23 protein-coding genes, 1 tRNA gene and 1 riboswitch are annotated in these 26,822 nt (G+C 64.8%); of the genes, 9 read left to right on the forward strand and 15 right to left on the reverse strand.

Features of this window, described 5'->3' with window-relative positions; genetic code table 11:
* Positions 1-61: 61 nt before the first annotated feature.
* Complete coding sequence (locus E4K64_RS41230) at positions 62-310, reverse strand: hypothetical protein (RefSeq protein ID WP_235884763.1); 249 nt, start codon at positions 308-310, stop codon at positions 62-64.
* Positions 311-319: 9 nt separating this feature from the next.
* Here E4K64_RS41230 and E4K64_RS24085 point away from each other — a divergent pair, with 9 nt between their 5' ends.
* A complete protein-coding gene (locus tag E4K64_RS24085; protein ID WP_235884764.1) occupies positions 320-2,617 on the forward strand; it encodes a bifunctional diguanylate cyclase/phosphodiesterase in 2,298 nt (765 codons plus the stop codon).
* Positions 2,618-2,647: 30 nt separating this feature from the next.
* Here the strand turns inward: E4K64_RS24085 and E4K64_RS24090 are convergent, their stop codons facing one another.
* Together E4K64_RS24090 and trxA are read right to left on the reverse strand one after the other, a co-directional pair.
* Positions 2,648-3,325, reverse strand: a complete 678-nt coding sequence (locus E4K64_RS24090) for an LON peptidase substrate-binding domain-containing protein (protein WP_135165723.1) — start codon at positions 3,323-3,325, stop codon at positions 2,648-2,650.
* Positions 3,326-3,410: 85 nt separating this feature from the next.
* Complete coding sequence (gene trxA, locus E4K64_RS24095) at positions 3,411-4,334, reverse strand: thioredoxin (RefSeq protein WP_167772226.1); 924 nt, start codon at positions 4,332-4,334, stop codon at positions 3,411-3,413.
* A gap of 274 nt (positions 4,335-4,608) precedes the next feature.
* Between trxA and E4K64_RS24100 the strand changes: the two genes are divergently transcribed.
* Positions 4,609-4,683 (forward strand) — tRNA-Gly (locus tag E4K64_RS24100).
* 157 nt (positions 4,684-4,840) lie between these two features.
* Here the strand turns inward: E4K64_RS24100 and E4K64_RS24105 are convergent.
* On the reverse strand, positions 4,841-5,491 hold the full coding sequence (locus E4K64_RS24105; protein WP_235884765.1) for a nucleotidyl transferase AbiEii/AbiGii toxin family protein: 651 nt from the start codon (positions 5,489-5,491) through the stop codon (positions 4,841-4,843).
* Between the two features lie 3 nt (positions 5,492-5,494).
* On the reverse strand, positions 5,495-5,755 hold the full coding sequence (locus E4K64_RS24110) for a hypothetical protein (RefSeq protein ID WP_135165725.1): 261 nt from the start codon (positions 5,753-5,755) through the stop codon (positions 5,495-5,497).
* A 193-nt stretch (positions 5,756-5,948) separates the two neighbouring features.
* Between E4K64_RS24110 and E4K64_RS24115 the strand changes: the two genes are divergently transcribed.
* The 3 genes from E4K64_RS24115 to E4K64_RS24125 all read left to right on the forward strand — a co-directional run bounded on the left by E4K64_RS24115 (position 5,949) and on the right by E4K64_RS24125 (position 9,379).
* The gene (locus E4K64_RS24115; protein WP_135165726.1) at positions 5,949-6,935 is read left to right on the forward strand and encodes an NAD-dependent epimerase/dehydratase family protein; all 987 of its coding nucleotides are present in this window, start codon (positions 5,949-5,951) and stop codon (positions 6,933-6,935) included.
* Between the two features lie 381 nt (positions 6,936-7,316).
* Positions 7,317-8,597: a PQQ-dependent sugar dehydrogenase gene (locus tag E4K64_RS24120; protein WP_135165727.1), complete on the forward strand. Its 1,281-nt coding sequence runs from the start codon at positions 7,317-7,319 to the stop codon at positions 8,595-8,597.
* Positions 8,598-8,785: 188 nt separating this feature from the next.
* Positions 8,786-9,379, forward strand: coding sequence for a c-type cytochrome (locus tag E4K64_RS24125; RefSeq protein WP_135165728.1), 594 nt, complete (start codon positions 8,786-8,788; stop codon positions 9,377-9,379).
* Between the two features lie 186 nt (positions 9,380-9,565).
* Here E4K64_RS24125 and panE read toward each other — a convergent pair whose 3' ends face one another.
* From panE to E4K64_RS24145, 4 genes are all read right to left on the reverse strand, one after another.
* Complete coding sequence (gene panE, locus E4K64_RS24130) at positions 9,566-10,489, reverse strand: 2-dehydropantoate 2-reductase (protein ID WP_135165729.1); 924 nt, start codon at positions 10,487-10,489, stop codon at positions 9,566-9,568.
* Between the two features lie 105 nt (positions 10,490-10,594).
* The gene (locus tag E4K64_RS24135; RefSeq protein ID WP_135165730.1) at positions 10,595-11,209 is read right to left on the reverse strand and encodes a 2-hydroxychromene-2-carboxylate isomerase; all 615 of its coding nucleotides are present in this window, start codon (positions 11,207-11,209) and stop codon (positions 10,595-10,597) included.
* Between the two features lie 103 nt (positions 11,210-11,312).
* The gene (locus tag E4K64_RS24140; RefSeq protein WP_135165731.1) at positions 11,313-12,662 is read right to left on the reverse strand and encodes an MATE family efflux transporter; all 1,350 of its coding nucleotides are present in this window, start codon (positions 12,660-12,662) and stop codon (positions 11,313-11,315) included.
* 87 nt (positions 12,663-12,749) lie between these two features.
* Positions 12,750-13,346, reverse strand: a complete 597-nt coding sequence (locus E4K64_RS24145; RefSeq protein ID WP_135165732.1) for a DUF2239 family protein — start codon at positions 13,344-13,346, stop codon at positions 12,750-12,752.
* Positions 13,347-13,525: 179 nt separating this feature from the next.
* Between E4K64_RS24145 and E4K64_RS24150 the strand changes: the two genes are divergently transcribed.
* On the forward strand, positions 13,526-14,191 hold the full coding sequence (locus tag E4K64_RS24150; protein ID WP_135165733.1) for a glutathione S-transferase family protein: 666 nt from the start codon (positions 13,526-13,528) through the stop codon (positions 14,189-14,191).
* An 85-nt stretch (positions 14,192-14,276) separates the two neighbouring features.
* Here E4K64_RS24150 and ggt read toward each other — a convergent pair whose 3' ends face one another.
* Positions 14,277-16,025, reverse strand: coding sequence for a gamma-glutamyltransferase (ggt, locus tag E4K64_RS24155; protein ID WP_209311986.1), 1,749 nt, complete (start codon positions 16,023-16,025; stop codon positions 14,277-14,279).
* A gap of 103 nt (positions 16,026-16,128) precedes the next feature.
* Here ggt and E4K64_RS24160 point away from each other — a divergent pair, with 103 nt between their 5' ends.
* The gene (locus E4K64_RS24160) at positions 16,129-17,517 is read left to right on the forward strand and encodes an MFS transporter (RefSeq protein WP_135165734.1); all 1,389 of its coding nucleotides are present in this window, start codon (positions 16,129-16,131) and stop codon (positions 17,515-17,517) included.
* Between the two features lie 195 nt (positions 17,518-17,712).
* On the opposite strand, the gene purH is transcribed toward E4K64_RS24160, so the two are convergent.
* The 3 genes from purH to E4K64_RS24175 all read right to left on the reverse strand — a co-directional run bounded on the left by purH (position 17,713) and on the right by E4K64_RS24175 (position 22,691).
* Positions 17,713-19,305: a bifunctional phosphoribosylaminoimidazolecarboxamide formyltransferase/IMP cyclohydrolase gene (purH, locus tag E4K64_RS24165; protein WP_135165735.1), complete on the reverse strand. Its 1,593-nt coding sequence runs from the start codon at positions 19,303-19,305 to the stop codon at positions 17,713-17,715.
* Positions 19,306-19,330: 25 nt separating this feature from the next.
* Positions 19,331-19,412, reverse strand: a riboswitch (ZMP/ZTP riboswitch).
* A 57-nt stretch (positions 19,413-19,469) separates the two neighbouring features.
* Entirely contained in the window at positions 19,470-21,188 is a 1,719-nt protein-coding gene (locus E4K64_RS24170; RefSeq protein WP_164718500.1) for a heparinase II/III family protein, read from the reverse strand.
* 156 nt (positions 21,189-21,344) lie between these two features.
* Entirely contained in the window at positions 21,345-22,691 is a 1,347-nt protein-coding gene (locus E4K64_RS24175; RefSeq protein ID WP_135165736.1) for an RsmB/NOP family class I SAM-dependent RNA methyltransferase, read from the reverse strand.
* Between the two features lie 188 nt (positions 22,692-22,879).
* Between E4K64_RS24175 and E4K64_RS24180 the strand changes: the two genes are divergently transcribed.
* The gene (locus E4K64_RS24180; protein ID WP_135165737.1) at positions 22,880-23,083 is read left to right on the forward strand and encodes a DUF1674 domain-containing protein; all 204 of its coding nucleotides are present in this window, start codon (positions 22,880-22,882) and stop codon (positions 23,081-23,083) included.
* Positions 23,084-23,153: 70 nt separating this feature from the next.
* Positions 23,154-23,744, forward strand: a complete 591-nt coding sequence (locus E4K64_RS24185; RefSeq protein WP_135165738.1) for a thermonuclease family protein — start codon at positions 23,154-23,156, stop codon at positions 23,742-23,744.
* 54 nt (positions 23,745-23,798) lie between these two features.
* Here the strand turns inward: E4K64_RS24185 and E4K64_RS24190 are convergent, their stop codons facing one another.
* The gene (locus tag E4K64_RS24190) at positions 23,799-24,314 is read right to left on the reverse strand and encodes a L,D-transpeptidase (protein WP_135165739.1); all 516 of its coding nucleotides are present in this window, start codon (positions 24,312-24,314) and stop codon (positions 23,799-23,801) included.
* Between the two features lie 421 nt (positions 24,315-24,735).
* A complete protein-coding gene (acs, locus tag E4K64_RS24195) occupies positions 24,736-26,682 on the reverse strand; it encodes an acetate--CoA ligase (RefSeq protein ID WP_135165740.1) in 1,947 nt (648 codons plus the stop codon).
* Between the last annotated feature and the right edge of the window lie 140 nt (positions 26,683-26,822).

A 26,822-nucleotide genomic window follows, 5' to 3' on the forward strand; every position in this document is an offset into this window, starting at 1 on the left:
TTTCAAATTGCGCGGATGAGCTTAATGCGTCGATAAGCATCCAATCAGTCACGGCACAAAATTAACGCGATTGGCCCGTTTCTAAATCGACAATGTTGCGGATGGAGCGGCCCGGATGTTTCGCGTCTTGTCTTGCCTTACCGTCGAGCATGATCTTCGGCTCGTCGTGCTCGCTGGCCTGGTCTGCTTCGTCGCCAGCATCGTCGCGGTCAGTATTTTCCGTCGTGCGATCGCGGCGCGCGCAAGAACGCGCCTGATCTGGATCGCGATTGCCGGCGCCGCCATCGGTTACGGCATCTGGGCAACGCATTTCGTCGCCATGCTCGCCTACGAGCCGGGCGTTGCGACCGGCTACGGCATCGTGCTGACGTCGCTTTCGCTGGCTACCGCAATGTTTCTGACTTCAATGGGCTTCGGCATTGCGGCCGGCGATTCCGGCCGGTGGCGCCCGGGGACAGGCGGCATCATCATCGGCGGCGGCATTGCCAGCATGCACTATCTCGGAATGTGGGCGCTCGAAGTGCCGGGCCGAGTCGCGTGGTCGCTGGATCTCGTGCTCGTCTCGATCGTTCTCGGCATGTGCTTCGGCTATGCCGCTTTGGCTGTCGCGATCAAGTATCGGAACTACCAGGGAACGCTCGCGGCGGCAGTCCTGCTGACGCTTGCCATCATATCGCATCACTTCACGGCGATGGGTGCGGTGCATATCACGCCGGATCCAACGCGCGCGACGAGCGCCCTGTCGCTGTCTCCGGCCGTTCTCGCGCTTGCGATCGCCGGCGTCGCACTGTCCGTGCTGGGGATGAGCCTGATCGGCGTGCTGGCCGACCGTCGCCTGGCAAGCAGAACCGCCAGGTTCGAGGAGATCATCAGCCAGCTTTCGGTCGCCCGTCAGCAGCTCGAAGGCTCGCAGAACGATCTAAGCCAGCAGAAGCTGAGGCTGGACACGGCCATCAACCACATGGTCGAGGGCCTTTGCATGTTCGATGCCGAGAAGCGCCTCGTCATATGCAACGAGCGCTACGCCAGATTGTACCGGCTGCCGCCGGAATTGTTGCGCGCCGGAACTGCGCACCGCGACATCATCAGACATCGCATCATGAACGGCGTACTCGAAGGGGACGCCAGCGATTTTGCTGCCGAACGGCAGATCGCCAAACTCGATGCATTGCCGATCCATGCAGTTTCGAGCCGGATCGACGCGCTCGCCGACGGCCGGCTGATCTGCGTGACGCGACAGCCGATGGCAGGCGGCGGCTGGGTGGCCACGCACCTCGATGTCACGGAGCAACAGCGGTCCGAAGCGAAGATCACTTATATGGCGCAACACGACGCCCTGACGGAGCTGCCGAACCGCGTCCTGCTCAGAGCGCGCCTGGAGCATGCTCTGGCCGACACCCGTGACGGGAATCTCCATCTGGCGGTCCTGATGCTTGACCTCGACCGCTTCAAGGAGATCAACGACACGCTCGGACACCCAACAGGCGACTCGCTGCTACGTTCAGTCGCGGCCCGCTTGCAGGATTGTGGCAGGGAGACGTCGTTCATCGCTCGACTGGGCGGCGACGAATTTGCCGTCGTCGACTACGTGACAAGCCCGGCGATGGACGCGGCGGCTTTGGCCGAGACGATCAAGGCTGCGCTCTGCGAACCGTTTGATCTCGGCGATCACCAAGTCGTCGTGGGCACCAGCATCGGGATCGCGATTGCGCCCCGCGACGGGGCCGATTCAGACACGATCCTCAAGAGCGCCGATCTTGCCCTCTATGCGGCGAAGGGCGGCGGACGCGGCGCATTCCGCTTCTTCGAGCCGGAGCTCGATCAGCTCATGCACGTCCGGCGCAACCTGGAAAAGGATCTGCGCAGGGCGCTGGCGCGGGGCGAATTCGAGCTCCATTACCAGCCGTTCGTGAGTGTGGAGAGCGGACGAATCTGCGGCTATGAGGCGTTGTTGCGGTGGCATCACCCCGAGCGTGGTCTGGTCTTGCCGGGCGAGTTCATTCCGCTCGCGGAGGAAACCGGCCTGATCCTGCCCATTGGCGAATGGGTCTTGAGGACCGCCTGCGCCGAAGCAGCCAAGTGGCCTTCCGATCTGAAGATCGCGATAAACCTGTCTCCCGCGCAATTCAGAGGCAAGGAGCTCGTCTCCTCGATTGTCGGCGCATTGGCAAATTCGGGAATTGCCTCCCACAGGCTTGAGCTCGAAGTCACCGAAACCGTCATCATGCACGACAGCGGGGCTGTATTCGCCGCGCTCGGCCAATTGCGCGAGCTCGGCGTGCGCATTGCCCTCGACGATTTCGGCACGGGCTATTCGTCGCTGAGCTTCCTGCAGAAGTTTCCGTTCGACAAGGTGAAGATCGACCGCAGCTTCGTCAGCGAGCTGGCCAGTGCGACGGAAGAGTCTGATCGGATCGCTCGCGCAGTGGTGCGATTCGCCACGAGCCTCGGCAAGACATCCACGGCCGAAGGCGTCGAAACCGCGGAGCAGCTGGCCATCCTGCGCGAGGAGGGCTGTGTCGAGGCGCAGGGCTATTATTTCAGCCGGCCCCTGCAGGCCTCCAGGATCGCGCCACCGGCGCAGCGCAAGGCCGAAGCGGCAATCTACGCAGCCTGAAGCGCGATGCAGTAGCGCTGACCGCCGTCCTCACTGCAGCGGCGGATCGCCGCTGGTGCGCTTCTTGGCGAGGTCCATCTCGGTGACCGCGATCAGGATCTCGGCGCGGGTCTTCAGGTCGGGCGCCTCCAGCATGGCCTGCTTCTCGGCGGGGCCATAGGGCGACATCATCGCCAGCGCGTTGACGAGCGCTTCGTTGGGCGCGCTTTCGACGCCCTCCCAGTCGACCTTGAGATTGTTGGCTTTCAGGAAGTCCGCCAGCACGGCCAGCAGCGCCTCGCGGTCGACCTCCTCCTCGCCCATGCGCGCGGTGAAGTCATTGGCGAAGGCGAAGAAATCCACCTTGCACTGCCGGTAGGCGGTGAGCACGTCGAGCTCCTCGACCACCTTGAAGCGCGAGACGCCGGTGAGCTCGAGGATGTAGCGGCCGTCGCCGGATTCGGCGAGCTGGGTGATGCGGCCGACGCAGCCGACCCGGAACAGCGTCGACTTGTCGGAATCCTTCGGCGAGTGCGCGACGTCGGGCTGGATCATGCCGATCAGGCGATGGCCGTCGCGGAAGGAATCGTCGACCATCGCAAGGTAGCGCGGCTCGAAGATGTTGAGCGGCATCTGGCCGCGGGGCAGCAGCAGCGCGCCCGGCAGCGGAAACACCGGAATGATCTCCGGGAGGTCGGCGGGGCCGCGATATTCGATGTTGATCGGCATCTGCCCGGTCCCCCTGGCCTTGCTAGTGCATGATCCGGAAAAGTGTGCAGCGGTTTTCCGAGCAGATCATGCTCAAATGAGGGCCTTACGAAAACAGGATCGTCGACAAGCGCTTGCGTCCCTCGACGGTTGCATCATCCGTGCCGCCCCAGGCCTCGAAGAACTGCACCAGCTGCTTGCGGGCACCGTCATCGTTCCACTTGCGGTCGCGCTTGACGATCTCGAGCAGCTGCGCGGTGGCAGCAGTGCGGTCGCCTTGCGCGTTGAGCGCGGTCGCCAGGTCGAATCGGGCCTGATGATCGAGCGGGTTTGCGGCGACTTTCTGTTCCAGCTCCGCGACCGGCCCGAGCGCCTGGGCCTGCTCGGCGAGATCGATCGTGGTCTGCACGGCCTTCACCGCGGGGTCGTTGCGCTTGGATTCCGGCACCATGGCCAGCGTCTGCTTGGCCTGCTCCATCGCGCCGGCGACGGCGTAGCACTTCGCAAGGCCGGCCAGGGCCGCGATATTGGTCGAATCATGCTGGAGCGCTTCGGCATAGATCTGCGCTGCCGCGGCCGCGTCGCCCTCGGCGAGCACCGCCTCGGCCTCCTGCACGATCTCGGCGACGTTGACCTCGCCCGGCGCGACGACGCCCTTGGTCAGCTTTTCGATGAAGGCATTGAGCTGGCTCTCGGGCACCGCGCCCATGAAGCCGTCGGCCGGCTGGCCGTTGACGAAGGCGATCACGGCCGGGATCGACTGGATGCCCATCTGGCCGGGGATCGCCGGGTGCTGGTCGATGTTCATCTTGACCAGCTTGACCTTGCCCTTGGCCGCCCTGACTGCCTTTTCCAGCACGGGCGTGAGCTGCTTGCAGGGGCCGCACCACTCCGCCCAGAAATCGATCAGCACCGGCTGGCGCTTCGATTCCTCGATGACGTCCTTCACGAAGGTCTGGGTGGTGGTGTCCTTGATCAGATCTGCGGCGGCCGGGTTTGCGGCTCCGTTACCCTGGTCGATGATCGTCACGGGATCCCCTCGTCTGATGTCCGGAATGGCGGCTCTTTAGCACGCCGCCGCTTCCTGTGCTGCGCTGTCGGCTCCTAGATTGGGCCGAATGGGCCGAATTTCAATCCGCCGCGGCCGATTCGCCCGTTCCGGGGCGTTTTCGGGCTGTTTGGCCGCATCAGGGTCGATATTGGGCCCCGGATTGCGCATCTATGCCGCCGGTAGCTGTTGCATTCCCCTCCCGCTTTTGGCATACGACAGCCGTTGCCGGCGCGTCACGCGACCGACACAGGATGCGGGTGTAGCTCAGTGGTAGAGCACGACCTTGCCAAGGTCGGGGTCGAGGGTTCGAGCCCCTTCGCCCGCTCCAATTTTTCCCAGAGCATCCAAAATGAGTTGGCTATCGCCCTCGGCGGGGCGAGCGCTTGACGCGCCATTTCTTGGTGTGGGGGTCGTAGGTCGCGCTACCCGACGTCCCAGAAGCTGCAATGGGCGTCACCCCGCAATTCGGGACGCCTCGCCCCTGCCTATACAGCGCGAAGGAGGCCCTTGGTCTTTTCCAGCGCCGTGTTCGCGATCAGCTTGTAGGCGTCTTTGATCGCGAGCTGATTGATCGCCGCGCCCACAAAGTCCGGCTTAAGCTTTTCGATTGCGGCCAGCGTACTTGCGACCCGGTCGCGATAGCGCGCCAGCTCCTTGATTATGGATTCCGCGTGCACTTCGCTACTCGCTGCGATGTCAAAGATATCGCGTGGCGTGATGCTGTTACCTCTGTGATAGATCTTCTTTGCAATGATCTCTGGAATTGTCTCCAGAAGGATCATTTCGCCTTCTACTGTCGCTTGCGTCGTCGGCGAGGACGTGAGCGATGATGCGACGATGAAATCGATCTGACCAAATTCGAAGCCAAGCTTCAGAGACCGTGCGCCATCGCCATTGTAGTCGGCAGGCCTAACCTCGAAATTGAAGTCGTGCTTCTGTGGATCGAGAAAGGGCAGAACTTGAGGGTCCGGGAGAAAGATATCGACATCCTGACTTATCCGATGATCGATTTGCAGCATCATCGCTGTGCCGCCGCCGAACGTCCAACGATCAATGATGTTCTGTTCGGCGTTGACCTGCCGGATCATCGCGCAGGCAATGCGGAAAAGTTGCGCCCAATCGGATTGAGCGCTCATCGGTCACGCCGCGAGTGGGTAGGATTGCCCCGAAAATTCGGCAAAGGCCTTCGCTGCGGCAACCAGTTGATCGTGGCTGATGCCATATGTCTCCGCGAACGCGATTTGCAGTTCGGGTTCAACATCCCCAAAAAACGACGACATGGGACCGCACGCCGCCTTCGCCGAAGCGGGGTCCAGCAGACAATGGACAAGCTGCTGCGCGTCCAGCTTCTTGCTATACGGCGCATTCACAGTCGACAGAACTAGAAGAGGACTCTTCATCCGCGTCACTATCTCGGTACCCTATCAATATAGGAGCGACTTGGGTGCATCTACACTCCTCCCAACAGCTTTCGCAGTCAATTTGTTCTTTTTTCGTTCTGGCTGCACGGTAGATTTGCGGTAACGCCTCAATCGAATGCTCGGAACGGACGGCGGTTTTCCGTCGTTGGCGGGTGGGTTCAATCGGTCTTAAATGGCAACTCTGGTCACAGGCAGCGCCGGCCATCTCGGTGAAGCCATTATCCGCACCCTGCTTGGTCGCGGGGCGCCCGTGCGTGGGCTCGATCTGAAGCCATCGCCCTTCACTGACGCGGTCGGCTCGATCGTCGATCCCGGCTTCGTGCGGCGCCAGATGGACGGCGTCGCGGCGGTGATCCATACCGCGACGCTGCACAAGCCGCATGTGGCGACCCACTCCAAGCAGGATTTTGTCGACACCAACGTATCAGGCACGCTCAATCTGCTCGAGGCGTCCGCGGCGGCCGGCGTGAAGAGCTTCGTCTTCACCAGCACCACCAGCGCGTTCGGCTCGCAGCTTCGGCCGGAGGCGGGACAGGCGGCGGTCTGGGTCACCGAGGATCTGCCGCCCGTTCCGAAAAATATCTACGGCACCACCAAGCTGATGGCGGAGACGCTGTGCGAGCTGTTCTTCCGCGAGCGCGGATTGCCGGTCGTGGTGTTGCGGACTTCGCGCTTCTTTCCGGAGGACGACGACGATCCCGCTATGCGGTCGGCTTACGCGCTGGACAACGCGCAGGCCAACGAGCTGCTCTATCGCCGGCTGGATATCGCGGACGCGGTGAGCGCCCATCTGCTCGCCGCCGAGCGTGCGCCAAAGATCGGTTTCGCCCGTTACATCATTTCGGCGACCAGCCCGTTCGAGCCGCGCCATCTCGCCGCGCTTGCACGCGATGCCGCCAGCGTCGTGCGCGAGCTCTATCCGGAATGCGCGCGGCTCTATGCGGCGCACGGCTGGAACCTGTTCGCCGCGATCGACCGCGTCTATGTCAACGAACGCGCGCGGCGCGAGCTGGGCTGGCGGCCCGAATTCGACTTCGCGCATGTGCTACGCAGCCTGCGCGAGGGGCGCGATTTTCGCAGTGCGCTGGCGCGCGAGATCGGGTCCAAAGGCTATCATGACACGGTGTTCGAGGATGGACCCTACCCGGTCGCCAGCTAAGCGCCGCGATTGATATTTTGCTCGACGAGTCAAATGCCTGGCGGGTCTCATCCCGAGCGGCGCGACTTGCGCCGTTCTACTGTGCATGGGGTTGTTTTCGCGTTTTGTGTTTGCCCGGCCTCCTCCCTGCCCCGCACATGAGGCGTGCGCCGTCTTGATTCCGCGTTGCAGCGAGAGCGCCCTCGCCGCGCGTTTGGCCTCGTTGACATTCCGTCTCAATTTTTATGCGGCGCAACCGCGGTGCGTGTGCCGCGCTTCTCAGCGCTTGCAGATGTGCTAACCTTTTTTGCGTCTGTCGTTACGACGGACCAAAACTTCGCCTCTCGACTAGCAAAAGAAAATAATGCGCAGCCCTTACGGCTGCCTCAGGGGAGTGACGCGATGACATTCCATCGATCCGTCTTTCAATCCGTTCTGGCGCTTGCAGCGGCTGCTCTTCTCGCGGGGACCAGCGCCGGCAATGCGCAGCAGCAGGACAAGAACCGGGCGCTGAAGAAATACGAATCCGGGACCAAGGAGTTCTGGACCCATCCGCCGGATGACTGGTTCCTGGGCGATGAGACCGAGGCGCAGAAGGGTCTCGCGCCGCCCTCGGGGCCGCCGACCGGCGCCTCCGACGCCGAGCTCGCCAACATCGTCAAGAAGATCAAGCTGCCGGCGGGTTTCAAGATCGAGGTCTACGCCTCGGGCGTGCTGGCGGCGCGTCAGATGGCCTGGGGTGACAAGGGCACCCTCTTCGTCGGCTCGTTCGGCCTCGGCAACGTCTATGCCATCAAGGACAGTGGCGGGAAGAAGGAAGTCAAGACCATCCTCAAGGGGCTGAACATGCCCACGGGGCTCGCCGTCAAGGACGGCGCGCTCTACGTCATCGCGGTCGACAAGCTGCTCCGCTACGACGACATCGAAAACAAGCTCGACAATCCCGGCGACGGCAAGGTCGTCTATGACGACATGCCGTCCTATGCCGCGCATGGCTGGAAGTACATCGCGGTCGACAAGGAAGGCTGGTTCTTCCTGCCGTTCGGGCCGCCCTTCAATATCGGCATCCCGCCGACCAGCGTCTCGCAGATCCGCCGCGTCGATCCCAAGACCGGCAACGCCGAAATTTGGGCGCTCGGCGTGCGCAACTCGGTCGGCGGCGACGTCGATCCGCGCACCGGCAAGCTCTGGTTCACCGAGAATGCCCGCGACTGGATCAGCGATGATCTGCCCTCGGACAAGCTGAACATGATCAACCGGATCGGCGAGCATTTCGGCTATCCCTACTGCCACCAGGGCAATCTGCCCGACGACAAGTTCGCGATGGGCCACAAATGCTCGGAGTTCACGCCGCCCGTGCTGAATCTCGGCGCCCACGTCGCTCCGCTCGGCATGAAGTTCTACACCGGCGACCAATTCCCCGCCGAGTACAAGAACAACATCCTGATCGCCGAGCACGGCTCCTGGAATCGTCACAAGTACCAGGGCGCGCGCATCGTGCGCGTGATCGTCGGGCCGGACGGCAAGAATCCCAAGCGGGAGATCTTCGCCTCCGGCTGGCTTGAGGGCGACCAGGGCTATCTCGGCCGTCCCAACGACATTCTTCTTGCCAAGGACGGATCGATCCTGGTTGCCGACGACTGGGCCGGCGCGATCTATCGCATCAGCTACAGCAAGAAGTAACGCGACGTCACGAGAGGCTGCGAGCGGGCGACCGTCGCAGCCTCCTTCATTTCAAAGCCGATGCCGTCGTTCCGGATTGCGCGCCAGCGCAAGTCCGGAACCCATAACCCCAAGCCGTGGTTATGGATCCAGGGCGCGTGCTCCGCACGCCCCGGAAGCGACGCCGTTGATCAGATCGGAATTCCATCATGCGCCGGCCATTCATCTCGCACGCAATCAGCGCGCTTGCGCTCCTGGCGCTCGGTGCCGTTCCGGCGGGTGCTGCCGAGAATTCCGCGATCAAGGAGAAGGCCGCCGCCTGCTCCGGCTGTCACGGCGAGAACGGCATTTCGCAAACCGAGAACGTCCCCTCGCTCGCCGGGCAGCCCGATCAATTCATCCAGTGGCAGCTGGTGTTCTTCCGCGCCGGCGCGCGCAAGAACGAGCAGATGAAGCCGATCGCCGAGGAGATCACCAACGAGGACATCCGCGTTTTCGGTGCCTATTTCTCGCAAATGGCGCCGCCGAAGGGTCCGGAAGATGCCGATCCGGACCTGTCGAAAAAGGGCGCGCAAGTTGCCGCCGGCCGCCGCTGCGCCTCATGCCACACGGACAGCTTCGCCGGAACCAAGGCCGTCGCGCGGCTTGCAGGTCAACGCGAGGAATATCTGGTCAAGGCGCTGCACGACTACAAGGCAGGCCAGCGCGTCGGCGGCGGCGTCGCCGCGATGGCCGACATCGCCTACCGCATGAGCGATGAAGAGATCACCGCCGTCTCGCACTATCTCGCGCATCTGAAATAGCGCGGCCTGCAAACACGGCTCGTCATCCCGGGGCGCGCAAAGCGCGAGCCCGGGATCCATAGCCACAGGATGGCGTTTTTGCGAAGACTCGGAGTCACCACTTCGCTCCATAACTACTCTCTGTGGTTATGGGTCCCGGGTTCGCGCTCCGCGCGCCCCGGGACGACACCGAGTGTGCGGCCTCAGCTACCCCGCCCGCTGCTTCTCATACGCCTTCAAATGCGTGTAGGCGATCCGCAGCTTCGGCACCGGCACCTTGTCGGCGTCGGCGCGCGCGATGAGGTCGCCGATGACGTGATCGGCCTCGACCGGCAGGCCGGCCTTGATGTCGCGGAACATCGAGGCCGTCATCGGCGAGCCCTCGGTGGTGAGATTGCCCTTCACCCGCTCGAAGAACGGTCCGCCCGGCGGGTAGCCCGACGCGGTGGCGATTGCGCTGGTCTCATCCAGCATGCCGAGCAGGAAATCCCGGCCGCCGGGCGCTGCGAGGATGTTGCCGACGGAGGTCCGCATCAGGCTGGTGGATGCTGCGAGCGAGGAGAGGAACACCCACTTCTCCCACATGTCCTGCATGATGTTCTGGCTGGCGGCGGCGCCGGTGATGCCGCTCTTGAAGGCTTCGTCGATCGCCTTGACGCGGTCGGACAGCTTGCCGTCGCGCTCGCCGTAGCTGATCGCCTGCATCGGCTGGAGCTGCACCACCTCACGCTGCTCGTTCAAGGTCGCGGCGATGGCGCAGAGGCCGCCGAGCACGCGCTCGGCACCGAAGGTCTGGTCGAGAATGTCGAGATGCTTCATGCCGTTCAGCATGGGGATGATGGCGGTGTTCGGCCCGACGGCGGCCGCGAACGACTTGATGGCGTTGTCGAGATCGAACGCCTTGCAGCTGAGCAGCACGACGTCGAACTTGTCCTTGAGCGCGTCGGCCTGCACGGTCGGCGGATTCTTCAAGGTCACATCGCCATTCGGGCTCTTGATGACGAGCCCGGCGCTGGCGAGCTCGCCGGCCCGGCGCGGACGGACCAGGAAGGTGACGTCGCGGCCGGCCTGCAACAGCCTGCCACCAAAATAGCCGCCGATGGCGCCGGCGCCGACCACGAGGATACGCATGCGAGAGCTCCGTTGAACGAGGCAAATGGCGAGTGGGAAATAGCGAATAGGGCGAGAGGCCGCAAATGACGAGTCACAATTTCACGACTCGCTATTCGCCATTCCCTATTTGTCCCCTTCCAGCACCATCTCCTCGACTTCGCGGAGCTGTTCCTTGCCAAAGAACATCTCGTTGCCGACGAAGAAGGTCGGCGAGCCGAACGCGCCGCGGGCGACGGCCTCCTCGGTGTTCCTGATCAGCTTGCCCTTCAGCTCGGGCTCCTGCGCGCGGGCGAACAGCTTCTGGGCATCGAGGCCGGAGGACGCCAGCACCTTCGCCGCGACTTCAGGATCGTCCATCTTCTTCGGTTCGCGCCACATGTGGTGGAAGGCGGCCTCGACATAGGCCTCGAACACGCCTTCCGCTTGCGCCGCGATCGCCATGCGCATCAGGTTCAGCGTGTTGACGGGGAAATGGGGATTCCAGACATAGGGCTGGACCTTGAAGCGCTTGATGAAGCGTTCGGTCTCGACCTGCTGGAATTCACGCTTGTTCTTGATCCCGGCCAGCGTCTCGGCCGGCGACCTGTTGTTGGTCGCCTTGAAGATGCCGCCGAGCAGGATCGGGACGTATTCGAACTTGACGCCGATGCGCTGCTCGATCGCGGGGATCGCGAGATGGCTGAGATAGGCGTTCGGGCTGCCGAAATCGAACAGGAACTGCGGGGCAATGCGGGTCAAACTCTTTCTCCCTGACCTGACTTTCTGGTCTGGCTTTTCTTCTATTGTGGCGCAGGGCGCGCCACAGGTCCACCGTTTAATGATGGTCGTAATACTTTGAGCGTCAGATCAGACGCCGGATCGCGCGCTTGCGCCAGACCGTGAGGTAATAGCCCATCTGCAAAACGAACATGGCGCAGAACACGATGGGATAGGCGGCCCATACGCCCTCAAGGCCGATCGTGCGGCTCAGGATCACCGCGGCCGGCAGCTCGATCGCGACGATGGCGAAGATCGAGAGCAGCATCGGCGTCAGCGCGACGCCCGCCGCGCGCATGGCCCCGGAGAACACCGTGGCCAGGCCGAACGGCACCGAGCTCCACAGGGCGATGTCGAGCAGGCCTTTCGCCAGATCGAGCACGGTGGCGTCGATGATGAAGATGCCGAGGATGGCGCGCGGCGCCAGATAGATCAGCGCCACGAGCCCGCCGGTCAGGACGAAGTTGAAAGCGAGCCCGGTCCGCACGATGCCGTCGAGCCGGGTTCTGTCGCCGCCGCCGACCGCCTGCGCGCCGAGGATCGAGACCGCGATCGAAATCGACATCGCCGTGAACTGCGTGTAGCCCATCACCTGGTTGACGGCGCCATAGGCCGCTGTGGCGTCCGACCCGAAGCCGTTGACGAGGCCGAGCAGGACCAGCTCCGCGATCGCCATCACCACCATGCCGATGGCGCTCGGCAATCCGATGCCGAGAATCTTGCCGAGCATGGCGCCATCGAGCCGCAACCGACGCAGCAGAGCCGCGTCCGGCGCGAGCGCGTGCTTCTTCCGCAGCAGATAGACGGCGAGCGCGATCAACGTGAGCGCATTCGCGATCGCGGCCGCCCATGCCGGGCTGGCGATGCCAGCCGTCGGCAATCCGAACGACCCGTGGATCAGCATCGGCGTCAGGATCAGGCCGATCGCGGTCGACAGCGCCAGCGCCAGCAGCGGCGTCAGCGCGTCGCCGACGCCGCGGATCATCGCCGTCATCAGCAGGAAGACGAAGCCGAGCGGCATGGTGAGCAGCATGATCCGCGCATAGGCGCTGGCCTGATCGAGAATGTCCGCGGGCGTGGCGAGCACCATCATCAGCTGACGGCTGAAGAGCCCGCCGATCAGCGCAACCGAAGTGGAGAGCAGAAGGCCGATCGCAAGCGTCGTGCCCGCGATGCTTGTGATCTTGTCGAGCTCGCGCGCGCCGAAGGCCTGGCCGATCAGCACGGTCGCGCCGGTGCTGAGGCCCATGACGAAGGCGAACAGGAAGAACATCACGGGGAAGAACACCGAGACCGCCGCCAGCGCGTCGACGCCGATCATCTGGCCGAGATAGACGTTGCTGACAGTGCCGAACAGCGATTGCAGCGCGTTGCTCAGCATCAAGGGCGCGAGGAAGCGGAGGAATGTTTTCCAAAGCGGTTTGGTGGTGGACATGAATGTGTCTTTCGTCAGGGCGTGCGGAGCCGTTGCCGCACAATGCGCGGCTCGGCCGTCGATGGGTTTGTGAAGAGCGCCGCGCGGCTACGCGCGGTCGCTGTAGGCGAGCTTGACGATGTGGTCGCGGATGTCGGCCGGCCAGTCGGCGATCATTGCGGTGAAGCGCCGCCGGTCATCTGCGAACAGCGCCCGCGAAGCTTCCTCGAACCGCGGCAGATTGCCGGCCATGGTCGACATGAAGTGATAGGCCGCATCGCGCGCCTGCCGCTCGCGGTCCTTGTCGCCGCTCGCGCGCCTCGCCTCGTCGACCAGCTTGCGCAGCGCGACCGAGGCGCCACCCGGCTGCGCGCCGAGCCACTCCCAGTGCCGCGGCAACAGCGTCACCTCGCGCGCGACGACGCCGAGCTTGGGTCGGCCGCGGCCGCGCGGCTCGCTCGGCGGCGTGCTCTCCTCAACCGGCGGCGGGACAAGCTTGGCCAGCCGCGCCAGCACCTCGCGATCCCCGCCGCGCAGATCGAAATCGATCGATCGGCCGGTGGCGTCCTCGAAGATGACGATGGCCTCGTTCGGCCGTTGCGCCACCCGCTTGACGACCAGCGCGACTTCGCCTGCGGGCCCGGACACCAGGCGACGCGGTCCCTGGAAGGCGGTGAAAGTCCGTTGCATTGAAATCATTGCCATATTGATGACGTCGGGGCTATTTTATACCCGGGTAAATTATCGAGGTCAATATACCCGGGTGAAAATATCCGCACCCACGGCTCGACATTGTGCCCCCGGGCTGGCACCAACGGCGCCGCCGACCGACCACGCTTGGCCACCGCGCCTAGCCACCACGTCCAGCCCTGGGGACCACACCGATGCTGACCGTTCATCACCTCAACAATTCCCGCTCGCAGCGCGTGCTGTGGCTGCTCGAGGAGCTGGGCGTGCCTTATGAGATCGTGCGCTACCAGCGCCAGCCGGACATGCGCGCGCCGAAGGAGCTGCGCGCCATCCACCCGCTCGGCAAGTCGCCCGTCATCACCGACAACGGCAACATTATCGCCGAGTCGGGTGCGATCATCGAATATCTCATCGCGACTTACGGCAATGGCCGGCTGATTCCGCCGCCGAACACGCCGGAGCGGCTGCGCTTCACCTATTGGCTGCACTATGCCGAGGGGTCGGCGATGCAGCCGCTGCTGCTGAAGCTGCTGTTCACGCTGATGCCGAAGCGCGCGCCGGCGCTGCTTCGTCCGCTGGTGCGCAAGGTCTCGAACCAGGCGCTGACCACGCTGGTCAATCCGCAGCTCAAGCAGCACATGGATTACTGGGAAGGCGAGCTTGGCAAGAGCGAGTGGTTCGCCGGCAACGAATTCACCGCAGCCGACATCCAGATGAGCTTCCCGCTCGAAGCGGCGCAAGCGCGCGGCGGGCTCGAGCAGGGTCATCCCAAGGCAATGGCATTCCTCGATCGCATCCACGCACGCCCGGCCTATGCGCGTGCGCTGGAAAAGGGTGGGCCGTACGAGGTGGGGCGGTAAGTCTCTCTCCCGTCATTCCGGGCCGGTGCGCAGCACCGAACGAGAGGGTGCGCAATTGCACACTTGGCCATGCAAAAGGACGTGGTCAATGGCCGGCCGCTTCTGCGCCCCGCGTGCGGGGGTCGGGCGCGCCGAGCGGCCCGTTCGGCGTCACGAGAATCGAATTGGCCGATGTCTGCCCCATCGGCTCGACGATCGCATGGCCCATCGCTTTCAGCTCGAGCAGCACGTCGTTGGGAAAGCCGCGCTCGACGCGCACTTCGTCCGGCAACCATTGGTGATGCAGCCGTGGCGCCGCGACGGCGGCGGCAACATCCATCTTGAAGTCCAGGACGTTCACGATCACCTGCAGCACGCTGGAAATGATGCGGCTGCCGCCGGGCGAGCCCGTCACCAGCACCGGCTTGCCGTCCCTGAGCACGATGGTCGGCGACATCGACGACAGCGGACGTTTGCCGGGTCCGGGCAGATTGGCCTCGAAGCCGACGAGGCCATAGGCATTGGAGGCGCCGACCGCGGCGGTGAAATCGTCGAGCTCGTTGTTGAGCAGCACGCCGGTGCCGTCGGCAACGAGGCCGACGCCGTAGCTGAAGTTCAGCGTGTAAGTGTTGCTGACGGCGTTGCCGCGGGAATCCACCACGGAGAAATGCGTGGTGTTGCTGCCCTCGCGCGGCGAGGGGGCCGCGGCAGCGAGTTCTTTCGAGGGCGTGGCGCGATCGGCCGGGATGCTGGAGCGCAGCTTGGCGGCGTAGTGCTTCGCGGTGAGCGTTTCGATCGGCGCGTTGACGAAGGCGGGATCGCCGAGATAGCGCGCGCGGTCCGCATAGGCCCGCTTCATCGCCTCGATCAGGAGATGCAGCGATGCCGGCGATCCCTGCTTCAAATCGGCAAGCTGAAAGCCCTCGAGGATGTTGAGCGTTTCGACCAGGACGATGCCACCGGACGAAGGCAGCGGCATCGACACGATGTCGTAGCCGCGATAGGTGCCCCGCACCGGCGCGCGGATCACGGCCTGGTAGGCCTTCAAATCGCCCGGCGTCATGATGCCGCCGGCATCAGCCACGGCTTTGGCGAGCTTTTCCGCGACCGGTCCCTCATAGAAACCGCGCGACCCCTGTGCAGCGACGGCCGACAGCGTTTCGGCGAGCTCGCCCTGGACCAGCCTGTCGCCCTCACGAAGCGGCGTGCCATCGGGCCGCGAGAAGATTTTGGCGGCGGAAGGCCAGCGTGCCAGCCGCCGGTGCCAACCGGGAAGCGTATCGGCGATGTCGTCGCTGACGACGAAGCCATCGCGGGCGAGCGCAATCGCAGGCTCGAGCAATTGCGCCAGCGTGAGCTGGCCCGAACCGTATTTCTCCAGTGCCAGACTGAGTCCCGCGACCGTGCCGGGCACGCCGACGCCGAGCGCGGAATCCCGTGACTTCGCCGGATCTGGCTTGCCGTCGGCGCCGAGGAAGATCTGCGGCGTGGTCGCCGCCGGCGCCGTCTCGCGGTAATCGATCGTGACGTCTTCATTGCGGTCGGCGGAATGGATCACCATGAAGCCGCCGCCGCCGATATTGCCGGCGCGTGGATAGGTCACGGCCATCGCAAAGCCGGTCGCGACTGCAGCATCGACCGCGTTGCCGCCGCGCCGCAGGATCTCGGCACCGACTTGCGCGGATAGCTTCTCCTGCGCGACCACCATGCCGTGCTCGGCGGCAATGGCGCGCACCGTGTCGGGCGCGGCTGGAACATAGGCCTGTCGCGCATCCTGGGCTGTGGCGGGTGCGAGACCGAACGCCAGAGCGGCCACGAAAGCGAAAAATGTCCGCCGAGTCGAATATGACGACATGATCAAATTTCCGCTGGGGCTTCGGACCGGTTCACACGCCTCGCTGCAATGCTATACGGTTTGGCTACACAGAGGCAAAACTGTTCGTGATGAGGCCTGCGTGATGACGACGATCGCCCCGGATGCGCGCATGGCCGATGCGCAGCGGACCTATCCGCCACGCGCTGCCGTCGTCAGCTGGATCTTCTTCGATTGGGCCGCGCAGCCCTATTTCACGTTGATCACGACCTTCGTGTTCGCGCCCTATTTCGCCACCAGCATTGCGCCGAATCCCGCCGCCGGCCAATCGCTGTGGGCATTTGCGATGGCGGCTGCGGGACTTGCGATCGCGCTGTTGTCGCCGGTGCTGGGGGCCATCGCGGACGCCTCTGGCCGAAGGAAGCCGTGGATCGCGGGATTCGGCGTGGTGCTGGTGCTGGCATCGTGCACGCTATGGATCGGCAGGCCCGGCGATCACGCCATCATTCCTCTGCTGCTCACTGCGGTCGCGCTCGCCAGCGTCGGAGCGGAATTCGCCACCGTCTTCAACAACGCGATGATGCCGACCCTGGTGCCGCCGGAGCGAATCGGCCGGCTCTCCGGCACCGGCTGGGCGACCGGCTATGTCGGCGGCATCGTCAGCCTGATCATCGTGCTCGGCCTCCTCGCCGCCAATCCCGAGACCGGCCGCACATTGCTGGGCCTGACGCCGTTGTTCGGGCTCGATCCGGTCAGCCATCAGGGCGATCGCATCGTCGGACCGCTGACCGGAATATGGTTCGTGATCTTCGTGACGCCGCTGTTCCTGTTCACGCCGGATTACCCGGCGAAGCGCCCGCTGCGCGACGCGCTGCACGAAGGATTGTCGGAGCTGAGGCGATCGATCAAAGGCCTGCCGAAGCAGAAGTCGCTTGCGGCGTTCCTGCTCGCCAACATGATCTACACCGACGGCCTGGTGTCGCTGTTCGCCTTCGGCGGCATTTATGCCGCGGGCACGTTCGGCTGGCACACCATCCAGATCGGCACCTTCGGCATCATGCTCGCGATCGCCGGCGCGTTCGGCGCATGGTTCGGCGGCAAGTTGGATGATCGTCTCGGGCCGAAGCGCGTCATCGCCGGAAGTCTGCTGGTCCTGCTGCTGTCGGTGGCCGCGATCCTCCTGGTCGACAAGGACAGCGTGTTGTTCGTCAAGGTGGCGCCGCCGCAAGCCGGCGCGCCCTTGTTCTCGAGCGCGGCCGAGCGCGCCTATCTGGTGCTGGGCTGCCTCATCGGCGCGGCCGGCGGTCCACTCCAGGCCGCCTCACGCACGCTCTTGATCCGCCTCGCACCGAAAGACCGTATCGCGCAATATTTTGGCTTGTTCGCGCTGACCGGGAAGGTGACGTCCTTCACCGGGCCACTGCTGATCGGCATGATTACGGCTGCGACCGCTAGCCAGAAGGCCGGCATGGCCGTGCTGGTGGTGTTCTTCGTCGCGGGGCTGGGATTGTTGATGCGGGTGAGGAAGTCCTGAGACCCGCTGTCGCACCAATCCCCGCCGTCGTCCCGGACAAGCGAGCGAAGCGGAGCGCAGATCCGGGATCCATAATCACAGGACGTGATTTGGCAAAGACTCGCAGTTGCCAGCTCGCACCGTAATTTCTCCCTGGGGTTATGGGTCCCCGCGTTCGCGGGGGACGACCCCGTTGAGAGTTCAGTGCACCGAAATTCAGTGCCTGAAGTGCCGCGTGCCCGTGAACACCATGGCGATGCCGTGCTCGTCGGCGGCCTTGATCACTTCGTCGTCGCGCATGGAGCCGCCGGGCTGCACCACGGCGGTAGCGCCGGCCTCGATGCAGGCGAGCATGCCGTCGGCGAACGGGAAGAAGGCATCCGAGGCCACAACCGAACCCTTGGTGAGCGGCTCGGCGAGCTTCAGCTCGTTGGCCGCGTCCTGGGCCTTGCGCGCCGCGATCCGGGCGGAGTCCACCCGGCTCATCTGGCCCGCGCCGATGCCGACGGTGGCGAGATCCTTGGCATAGATGATGGTGTTGGACTTAACGTGCTTGGCGACGCGGAACGCGAATTTGAGGTCGCGCATCTCGGCCTCGGTCGGCGCCCGCTTGGTCACGACCTTGAAGGTCATGTCGTCGACCACGGCGTTGTCGCGGCTCTGCACCAGCAGGCCGCCGGCCACCGTCTTGGCGGTCAGGCCCGGCGCGCGCGGGTCGGGCAGGCTGCCGGCGAGCAAGAGGCGCAAATTCTTCTTGCCGCCGATGATGGCGATCGCTTCCTCGGTGGCGTCGGGCGCAATGATCACCTCGGTGAAGATCTTGGTGATCTCGCGCGCGGTGTCGGCGTCAAGCGCACGGTTCATCGCAATGATGCCACCGAAGGCCGAGGTGGAATCGCAGGCCAGCGCCTTGCGATAGGCCTCGACCAGGTTCGCGCCTTCGGCAACGCCGCAGGGATTGGCGTGCTTGACGATGACGCAGGCCGCGGTGCGCCTGGTGTCGAACTCGCCGATGCATTCATAGGCCGCATCGGTGTCGTTGATGTTGTTGTAGGAGAGCTCCTTGCCCTGAAGCTGCCGCGCGGTCGAGACGCCCGGGCGCTTGTCGGGCGTCGCATAGAACGCCGCGGTCTGGTGCGGGTTCTCGCCGTAGCGCAGCGACTGGATCAACCTGCCGCCGAAAGCGCGGAAGTCGGGCGCGTCGATCTCGAGCTGCCGGTTGAACCAGTTCGAGATCGCGGCGTCATAGGCCGCGGTGCGTGCATAGGCCTTTGCCGCAAGCCGCCGGCGCAGCTTCAGCGTGGTCGCGCCCTTGTTGGCGGCGAGCTCGTCGAGCACGGCCTGATAGTCCTGCGCCTCGACCACGACGGCGACGTCGTCGTGGTTCTTGGCGGCGGCGCGGATCATCGCGGGGCCGCCGATGTCGATGTTCTCGATGCAGTCCTCGAAGCCGGCACCTTTGTCGACGGTGGCTTCGAACGGATAGAGGTTGACGACGAGCAGGTCGATCGGCGCGATGCCGTGCGACTTCATCGCCTCCGCATGCTCCTTGTTGTCGCGGATCGCGAGCAGGCCGCCATGCACCTTCGGATGCAGCGTCTTGACGCGGCCGTCCATCATCTCGGGGAAGCCGGTGAGGTCGGAGACGTCCTTCACCTTCAGCCCGGCCGCGGCGATCGCTTTCGCGGTGCCGCCGGTCGAGACCAGCTCGACATCGTGCGCGGCCAGCGCCTTGGCGAACTCGATCAGGCCGGTTTTGTCGGAGACGGAGAGAAGGGCGCGGGTGACGCGGCGGGGATGGTCAGTCATGAGCAAGATCCTCTGTCTTAAGGAGTGTCTATGCCCAGGCGCGCGGCGGATGTGGCCCGCGCTTCCCGATGGTGCTCCATCCAAGGTCGCCAGTCGCGCGAGCGACGGCTCGATAGCAGCTTTCGGCCGTTTTCACAACGGCCGGATCGGACTGAATCGCACGTTTACAGCGGGAGTTCCGGCTCGCGGCGCGCATTCCGGCGGGCATTGGTCACCGCCGGCGAGGCGGTCGAACGCACAAAACTCCAGCGGATCGAGGGCGCCTGCCGCGCATCCTGCCGGATCACGATCTGCGCGGTGCGGCGCGGGCCGTCATTGCCGGCCAGGAATACGCTGTCCTCGAGGTCGACCTTGTCGTCCAATGCTTCAAAGGTCCAGACGTCGCGGTTCGGCAGCACCAGCATCACGCCGCGGGCGTCCGAGAGCCGGCTGGCCTTCACGGCGGGATGCAGATGGAAGCGCAGCGCGAAATCGGCATTCGCGCCCTTAAAGCGTCCGCCCTGCGGCGGCGACAGCGTGTCCTCGCCGTCGATGCGCGCGCCGTCATTGGCGATCATCAGCACGCGGCGGTGGATCGCGCCGAATTTCGAGAGGTAACCGTCATGCGAGGTCGTGAGCAGCGTGCCGTTCTGCACGATCTCGCGATAGCTCTCGACCTCGACGGGTCCGCTGGTGACGGGCGAGCCGTGCAACAGGCGCTTCATCGCCGACATCTCGATGAACTGGCAGGACGAGGTGTCGTGATAGGTCAGCGTGGAATGCGCCGCGGTGCCGCGTGCGAACGGCCGCCAATTGTCGCGTCCCGTGGTCGGCATGCCGCAATTGGTGACGATCCGGCTGATGCCGGAGGACAACTCGAATGACAGGCAGCCGGCATGGGCGTCGTGACTGACGCCGGCCGGCGGCGGCGGGCCGGTGTCGATGATCACAGTGGTCTGGCCGGCATCGAGGCGCTGAAAGCCGGTATGCGGCATGTTGGCCATCGGCGCGCCGTGGGTGTCGTCATAGGCGAGCAGGGTGGCGAGCAGATCCGAGGATGTCGCGCTCATGCCGTTGAACAGCGCGAAATTGCCGTCGCCGTGCCGGAAGAAGCGCAGCATCGGCATCATGCGGTCGATTGCGTTGAGCAGCGCCGGCGGCGGCGCGATGTTGCGCGCGGCAAAAGTCTGCCGCAGCGGCAAGAGGTCGATCAGGAGTTCGATCAGCGCGCCCGGGTTGCGGGAGATGTGTCCGCCATCGGGCAGGATCTGCCGCTGCAATTCGTCCGACAGCTTCTTCGATGCGCTGCGGATGTGACGCGTCTGGTTGGCAAGGCACAGCGCCGCGTAACACAGCGCGATCAGCACTTGCAGCTTCGGCACTCCGTCCGGAATGTCGACCATGGTGTAGCGCAGGAAGCGGATCTCGCGGGCGAGGGCGCGCAAGTAACGGCGGTAGAATTTGTTGTCGGTCTCGCTCAGCACCAGCGGCGCCTGCGACAGCAGCGAGATCACGCGCCTCGCCAGCACGTCGGCGCGGCGCGCGACCGGGCGACGCTTGTTGGCGGGGTTGGCGATCCAGTCCTCGATCAGGGCGCGCGCATTCGCCCGTGTCAGCGCGGTGTCGGCGGCGCGCAGATGGCGCAGCCAGCCGAAGCCGAGCAGCGCAACCTCCCAATCCTCCGACGGCGGCTCGAGATCGAAGATCGAGCGTCCGTGGCAATTGACGATCTTGCCGGCGAAGACGAAGCGGCCGGCATAGATTTCGGCGGCGCGGGTCGCATCCGCGGTGCGCAGATCGTGCGGCGCGATGATCAGCCGGTCGGTGCGGCTGGGCCAGACCCGCGACAGCGCAACCGAACCGCCGCTCGCGCGCGCGAGCATGTTCCGCGCGAAGCGGTTCATGACCAGCGTCGAGATACGTCTGCGTTGAGCGACCGACACGCCTTGCCTTGAAGGGGGAGAGGATTAGCGACGAATCCCTATTAATCCCAAAATCGGTCGTCTGACACCACCTTGAACGGCGCGAATCAGCGCCACGTCGCAAAATCCAGTGCAAAATCAGGATTTAACGAGCCGGGCCGCGAAAAATCCGTCGAGTCCGCCGAGCTTGGGATCGGGGTTCGGCAAATGGCAGGGCAAGGTGCGCAGATCGCCCTCCGGCGTGACGATTTCGTCCAGGCCCGCGACCTCCGACGCCTCGATCGGGACGCGGCGAAGCGCAGGCTCGGCCGCCAGCAGCGTCGCCACGGCCTGCTCGCCTTCCTCGGGTTCCAGCGAGCAGGTGCAGTAGATCAGCGTACCGCCCGGCTTGAGCAGCGACACCGATTTTCGCAGCAGCCGTTGCTGGAGCGCGGTCAGGGGGGCGATGTCGGATTCCTGCCGCAGCCAGGCCACATCGGGATGGCGGCGGATCGTGCCGGTCGAGGTGCAGGGCGCATCGATCAAGACACCGTCGAAGCTCTCGGCGGGGCCGGCCCATTCCACGGCGTCAGCGACGACGGTTTCGGCCTGGAGCGACAGCCGCGCCAGGTTTTCGCGCAGTCGTGCCACCCGGGCCGGCGAGCGGTCGATCGCCGTGACCTGCGCGCCTGCCAGCGCCAGTTGCGCGGTCTTGCCGCCAGGGGCGGCGCAGAGATCTGCAATGGACTTGCCTTCGACGTCGCCGAACAGCCGGGCCGGCAGCGCGGCGGCGGCGTCCTGCACCCACCATTGTCCCTCGGTGAAGCCGGGCAGCATGGTCACCGAGCCGTGCAGCAGCATCCGCACCGTCCCGGTCGGCAGCGTCTCGCCGTGCAGGCGGCTCGCCCATTGCGCGGGATCCGACTTCACGGTGAGATCGAGCGAGGGCTCGTGGCCGAGCGCCAGCGCCATTTCTCGTGCGGTGGCTTCGCCATAATGCGCGCTCCAGCGCGCGAGCAGCCATGGCGGAAGGTCCAGCGATTGCGTGGCGACTTCCTCGACCAGCGCCTTGCCCTCGCGCGCGCAGCGGCGCAGCACGGCATTGACGAGACCGGCATAGCGCGCGGCGCGCCGGTCGGACTGTACCAGCCGAACGGAGAGGTCGACGGCGGCGTGATCCGGCACGTCCATCCAGAGGATCTGCGCCGCGCCGATCAGCAGCGCGCTCTGCGCGCGCGGCGCGTCGGAGGGAATGCCCTTGTCGAGCAGCCGCGACAGCACGTGGCCGAGCGTGCCGAGCCGGCGCAGCACGGTGGCGACCAGGCGACGCATCAACGCCCGGTCGCGGTCGGGCAGCGTCTTCAGTCCGGGATGGGCCCCGCTGCCGTCGAGCTGATCGTCAAGTGTGCGGTGCTTGTGCAGCACGCCGTCGACGATATCGGCGGCAATCCGTCGTGCCGCAAGGCCTGGCACTTCGGGCGGAGGAGCAAAACGTTGAGATGGCATGCGGAAGCAAGGTTCTGAGCGAGCGGCAGTTCCGCCGCAATGGCGCATGCCTCAAGAGACTGATCTCTGACACGCGAATATGCCAAATGTAAGAATCGCTTCCGGCTTTTTCAGCCCTCCGGGCCTGATTTCAGGAATGCGTTATTGCACGTCGCATTGCGGCTTTTCCTGCGCTAGAAGACCGGACGATGAGTGACCAGCCTCCCGTTCCCGATCGCAAGCCGCTCACGCCGGCAGCCCAGCGCGCGCTGGCCGAAGCCGAGGCACGCCGGCGGGCTTCCGCCGCGGAGGCCAGCAGCGAGGCCAAGGCGAAGGAGCTGCAGGGACCGAAGGGACCCGAGCCGACCCGCTACGGCGACTGGGAGCGCAAGGGCATCGCCTCCGACTTTTGAAGTGGCGCCTTACGCGCGCTCCTCACAAGCTATCTTGCCGGTTCAGCCGACTCAGCCCTAGCGTGCGCGGATGTCGCGCTTCGATCCCAGCCGTCCATACCGGACTTCATACAGCGGCTCGCCGTTCGGCCGTCGCTTCTCCGGACTGTTGCCGTGGATGTTCGTTGTCGGCGTTGTGACGGCCGTCGTGCTCGGCTTCCGCCAGGGAACGATGTGGCCTGTTCCACGAGTGAATGACGAACAATCGCGGAATGCCGAAATCATCCTGCAGCAGTCCGGCGCGGCCGGAGCCCGCCAACCGGTCGAGGTCATTCGCACCGTCGACGGCGACACGTTTCTGGCGCGCGTGCACCAGCACAACGGCGGCGATCTCGTCGCGCGCGTTCGGCTGCGCGGCATCGATGCGCCCGAACTGAAGGCCTCCTGCCAGGAGGAGCTGGACAAGGCGGAAGCCGCGGCCCGCGCGTTGCGCGATCTGCTCGGCCAGGGCGGGGTGACCATCACCAATCTCGGCCCCGACAAATACGGCCGCGTGCTTGCCGACGTCGCGACGCGGCGGACCGCGAACGTTGCGGCGGCGTTGCTCGCCGGCGGTTATGCGCGAAGCTACAACGGCGGCCATCGCGACGGCTGGTGCGCACGCAGCTGGCGCTTCTGGTAACAAAAAAGCCGCGTCCAAAGACGCGGCTCGTTCTTGTCGCAGCCGATCGCGGGATCAGCGCGTCACGACCACCGTCGTGCCGACGGAGACGCGGCCATAGAGATCGGTGATGTCGTCGTTGAGCATGCGGATGCAGCCATAGGAGACGAAGCCGCCGATCGAACCCGGCACGTTGGTGCCGTGGATGGCGTATTCGCCGCCGGCCAGCGTCATCGCCGCGACGCCCATCGGGTTGCGCGGCGAGCCGCCCGGAATCACGTCGGGAATGTTCGGCTTGTCGCGCTTCACCTCGGCGGGCGGCGCCCAGGCCGGGTTGAGATACTTGCCGTCGATCTTCGTGGTGCCGGCCCATTGCTTGCCGGACTTGCCGACGCCGACCGGATAGCGCACGGCGTGGCCGTTATCGAGAATGAGATAGAGTTTGCGCTCGCTGGTTTTGACCACGATCGTGCCCGGCGAATAGTCCGCGAGGTGCGTGCCCACCATTTCCGGCCGCGCTTCTGCCGCCGTCGACATCAAGACCCCAGCTCCGATGGTGGCGGCCATCGCCACCGCAATCCTCATCGACATCGATCTTCCCCCTTGCACAATCGGATCGTCCAAAATGACGCAGAACCCGCAATCGCCGCCGCGCCAAGTCCTCGTCAGGGGACATTCTTAACCGCGCTCGTTAACCGGATGGTTTCCACGCGCGGCCACCGAAGGCCGGCCAGCAGGGGGAACAAAGGAAATGTTCGAAATAAAGTAAATGACCTGAAAACAACACCCGGCGGGAAATAGGCGGGCGCGCCGCCGCGCGCGCTGACAAGCGCGTGAGGCTGTGAACGGCTGTTGGTTGGAGGCGAGCTCAACACCCGCTCTCGTGTCCCGGACAAGCGCAGCGAAGCGGAGCGCCGATCCGGGACCCAGTTCTTCGCGTTTGGATAGATGGGCCCCGACTCGGCAGCGCATCACTGACGTGCTGCGCTGCGTCCGGGGCACGAGACTTTGGTTACGCCGGCTTCCGGTTCTGCCGGTTCTTGACGAGGTCATCGACCACGGCGGGATCGGCCAGGGTCGAGGTGTCGCCCAGGCTGCCCGGCTCGTCCTCGGCGATCTTGCGCAGTATGCGGCGCATGATCTTGCCGGAACGGGTCTTGGGCAGGCCCGGCGCGAACTGGATCTGGTCGGGCGAGGCGATCGGGCCGATCTCCTTGCGCACCCAGGTGACGAGCTCCTTGCGCAGATCCTCGGTCGGCTGCACGCCGGCCATCAGGGTGACATAGGCATAGATGCCCTGGCCCTTGATGTCGTGTGGGAAGCCGACCACCGCGGCCTCCGAGACCTTCTCATGCGCCACCAGCGCGCTCTCGACTTCCGCGGTTCCCATGCGATGCCCGGAGACGTTGATGACGTCGTCGACGCGACCCGTGATCCAGTAATAGCCGTCGGCATCGCGGCGGCAGCCGTCGCCGGTGAAGTACTTGCCCTTGTAAGTCGAGAAATAGGTCTGCTCGAAGCGGGCATGGTCGCCATAGACGGTGCGCATCTGGCCCGGCCATGAGCGGGTGAGGCAGAGATTGCCTGAGGTTTCGCCCTCCAGCACCTTGCCGTCGGCATCGACGATCTCGGGCACCACGCCGAAGAACGGCTGGGTTGCCGAGCCGGGCTTGAGCTTGGTCGCGCCCGGCAGCGGCGTGATCAGGATGCCGCCGGTCTCGGTCTGCCACCAGGTGTCGACGATCGGGCAGCGGTCGTCGCCGACGACGCGGTGATACCACTCCCAGGCTTCCGGGTTGATCGGCTCGCCGACCGAGCCGAGCAGACGCAAGCTCGCGCGCGAGGTCTTCTTCACCGGCTCGTCGCCCGACTGCATCAGCGCGCGGATCGCGGTCGGCGCGGTGTAGAAGATGTTGACCTTGTGCTTGTCGATGACGTTCCAGAACCTGGAATTATCCGGGTAGTTCGGCACGCCTTCGAACATCAGCGTGGTCGCGCCGTTCGCCAGCGGACCGTAGAGGATGTAGCTGTGGCCGGTGACCCAGCCGACGTCGGCGGTGCACCAGTAGATGTCGCCGTCGTGATAATCGAAGACGTATTGATGTGTCATCGAGGCGAACACGAGATAGCCGCCCGTGGTGTGCAGCACGCCCTTGGGCTGGCCGGTCGAGCCCGACGTGTAGAGGATGAACAGCGGGTCCTCGGCGTGCATGTGCTCGAGCGGGCATTCCGTCGTCACCATTGCCGCCGCCTCGTGATACCAGAGGTCGCGCGTCGGGTTCATGTCGACCTTGCCGCCGGTGCGCTTGACCACGACGACCCAGTCGACGCCGTCGGCCTTGGCGAGCGCCGCATCGACATTGGCCTTCAGTGGCACCTTCTTGCCGCCGCGCAGGCCTTCGTCCGCGGTAATGATGATCTTGGATTTGCAGTCGTTGATGCGCTGGGCGAGGCTGTCCGGGGAGAAGCCCGCGAACACCACGGAGTGGATCGCGCCGATGCGCGCGCAGGCGAGCATCGCATAGGCCGCTTCCGGAATCATCGGCAGGTAGATGGTGACGCGGTCGCCTTTCTTGACGTTGCGGGTGCGCAGGATGTTGGCCATCCGGCAGACCTCGTCGTGCAGCTCTCGATAGGTGATGTGCCTGGACTGCGAGGGATCGTCGCCTTCCCAGATGATCGCGGTCTGGTTGCCGCGCTTGGCGAGATGCCGGTCGATGCAATTGTAGGCGACGTTGAGAATGCCGTCCTCGAACCATTTGATCGAGATGTTACCGGGTGCGAACGAGACGTTCTCGATTTTCGTCGGCGCGTGCATCCAATCGATGCGCTTGGCCTGCTCCGCCCAGAAACCGTTCGGGTCCGAGATCGAGCGAGCGTACATCTCCTTGTACTTGGCCTGGTCGACCCAGGCGCGCTTCGCCCACTCCGCAGGGACGTCGTAGATCTTCTCGGACATGCTTTCCCTCCACATACGGCAGGCCGAACGCTAGCGACCGGCGAGCCGACTTGATCATTGACTGATTATGCGTCGGGCTAACCGGACCCGACAAGGAGCACAAGCTGGACCTTCGGCGGGCCGCCCGCCATGCGGAGGAT

Source organism: Bradyrhizobium frederickii (assembly GCF_004570865.1).
Lineage (GTDB): Bacteria > Pseudomonadota > Alphaproteobacteria > Rhizobiales > Xanthobacteraceae > Bradyrhizobium > Bradyrhizobium frederickii.

Bases quoted from the DNA above. Each gene is read 5' to 3' on its own strand.
- E4K64_RS41230 (WP_235884763.1), bottom strand. From the start codon at position 310: ATGCGTTGCCCAGATGCCGTAACCGATGGCGGCGCCGGCAATCGCGAT.
- E4K64_RS24085 (WP_235884764.1), top strand. From the start codon at position 320: ATGCTCGCCTACGAGCCGGGCGTTGCGACCGGCTACGGCATCGTGCTG.
- E4K64_RS24090 (WP_135165723.1), bottom strand. From the start codon at position 3,325: ATGCCGATCAACATCGAATATCGCGGCCCCGCCGACCTCCCGGAGATC.
- E4K64_RS24105 (WP_235884765.1), bottom strand. From the start codon at position 5,491: ATGAGCGCTCAATCCGATTGGGCGCAACTTTTCCGCATTGCCTGCGCG.
- E4K64_RS24110 (WP_135165725.1), bottom strand. From the start codon at position 5,755: ATGAAGAGTCCTCTTCTAGTTCTGTCGACTGTGAATGCGCCGTATAGC.
- E4K64_RS24115 (WP_135165726.1), top strand. From the start codon at position 5,949: ATGGCAACTCTGGTCACAGGCAGCGCCGGCCATCTCGGTGAAGCCATT.
- E4K64_RS24120 (WP_135165727.1), top strand. From the start codon at position 7,317: ATGACATTCCATCGATCCGTCTTTCAATCCGTTCTGGCGCTTGCAGCG.
- E4K64_RS24125 (WP_135165728.1), top strand. From the start codon at position 8,786: ATGCGCCGGCCATTCATCTCGCACGCAATCAGCGCGCTTGCGCTCCTG.
- panE (WP_135165729.1), bottom strand. From the start codon at position 10,489: ATGCGTATCCTCGTGGTCGGCGCCGGCGCCATCGGCGGCTATTTTGGT.
- E4K64_RS24140 (WP_135165731.1), bottom strand. From the start codon at position 12,662: ATGTCCACCACCAAACCGCTTTGGAAAACATTCCTCCGCTTCCTCGCG.
- E4K64_RS24145 (WP_135165732.1), bottom strand. From the start codon at position 13,346: ATGGCAATGATTTCAATGCAACGGACTTTCACCGCCTTCCAGGGACCG.
- E4K64_RS24150 (WP_135165733.1), top strand. From the start codon at position 13,526: ATGCTGACCGTTCATCACCTCAACAATTCCCGCTCGCAGCGCGTGCTG.
- ggt (WP_209311986.1), bottom strand. From the start codon at position 16,025: ATGTCGTCATATTCGACTCGGCGGACATTTTTCGCTTTCGTGGCCGCT.
- E4K64_RS24160 (WP_135165734.1), top strand. From the start codon at position 16,129: ATGACGACGATCGCCCCGGATGCGCGCATGGCCGATGCGCAGCGGACC.
- purH (WP_135165735.1), bottom strand. From the start codon at position 19,305: ATGACTGACCATCCCCGCCGCGTCACCCGCGCCCTTCTCTCCGTCTCC.
- E4K64_RS24170 (WP_164718500.1), bottom strand. From the start codon at position 21,188: ATGAACCGCTTCGCGCGGAACATGCTCGCGCGCGCGAGCGGCGGTTCG.
- E4K64_RS24175 (WP_135165736.1), bottom strand. From the start codon at position 22,691: ATGCCATCTCAACGTTTTGCTCCTCCGCCCGAAGTGCCAGGCCTTGCG.
- E4K64_RS24180 (WP_135165737.1), top strand. From the start codon at position 22,880: ATGAGTGACCAGCCTCCCGTTCCCGATCGCAAGCCGCTCACGCCGGCA.
- E4K64_RS24185 (WP_135165738.1), top strand. From the start codon at position 23,154: ATGTCGCGCTTCGATCCCAGCCGTCCATACCGGACTTCATACAGCGGC.
- E4K64_RS24190 (WP_135165739.1), bottom strand. From the start codon at position 24,314: ATGTCGATGAGGATTGCGGTGGCGATGGCCGCCACCATCGGAGCTGGG.
- acs (WP_135165740.1), bottom strand. From the start codon at position 26,682: ATGTCCGAGAAGATCTACGACGTCCCTGCGGAGTGGGCGAAGCGCGCC.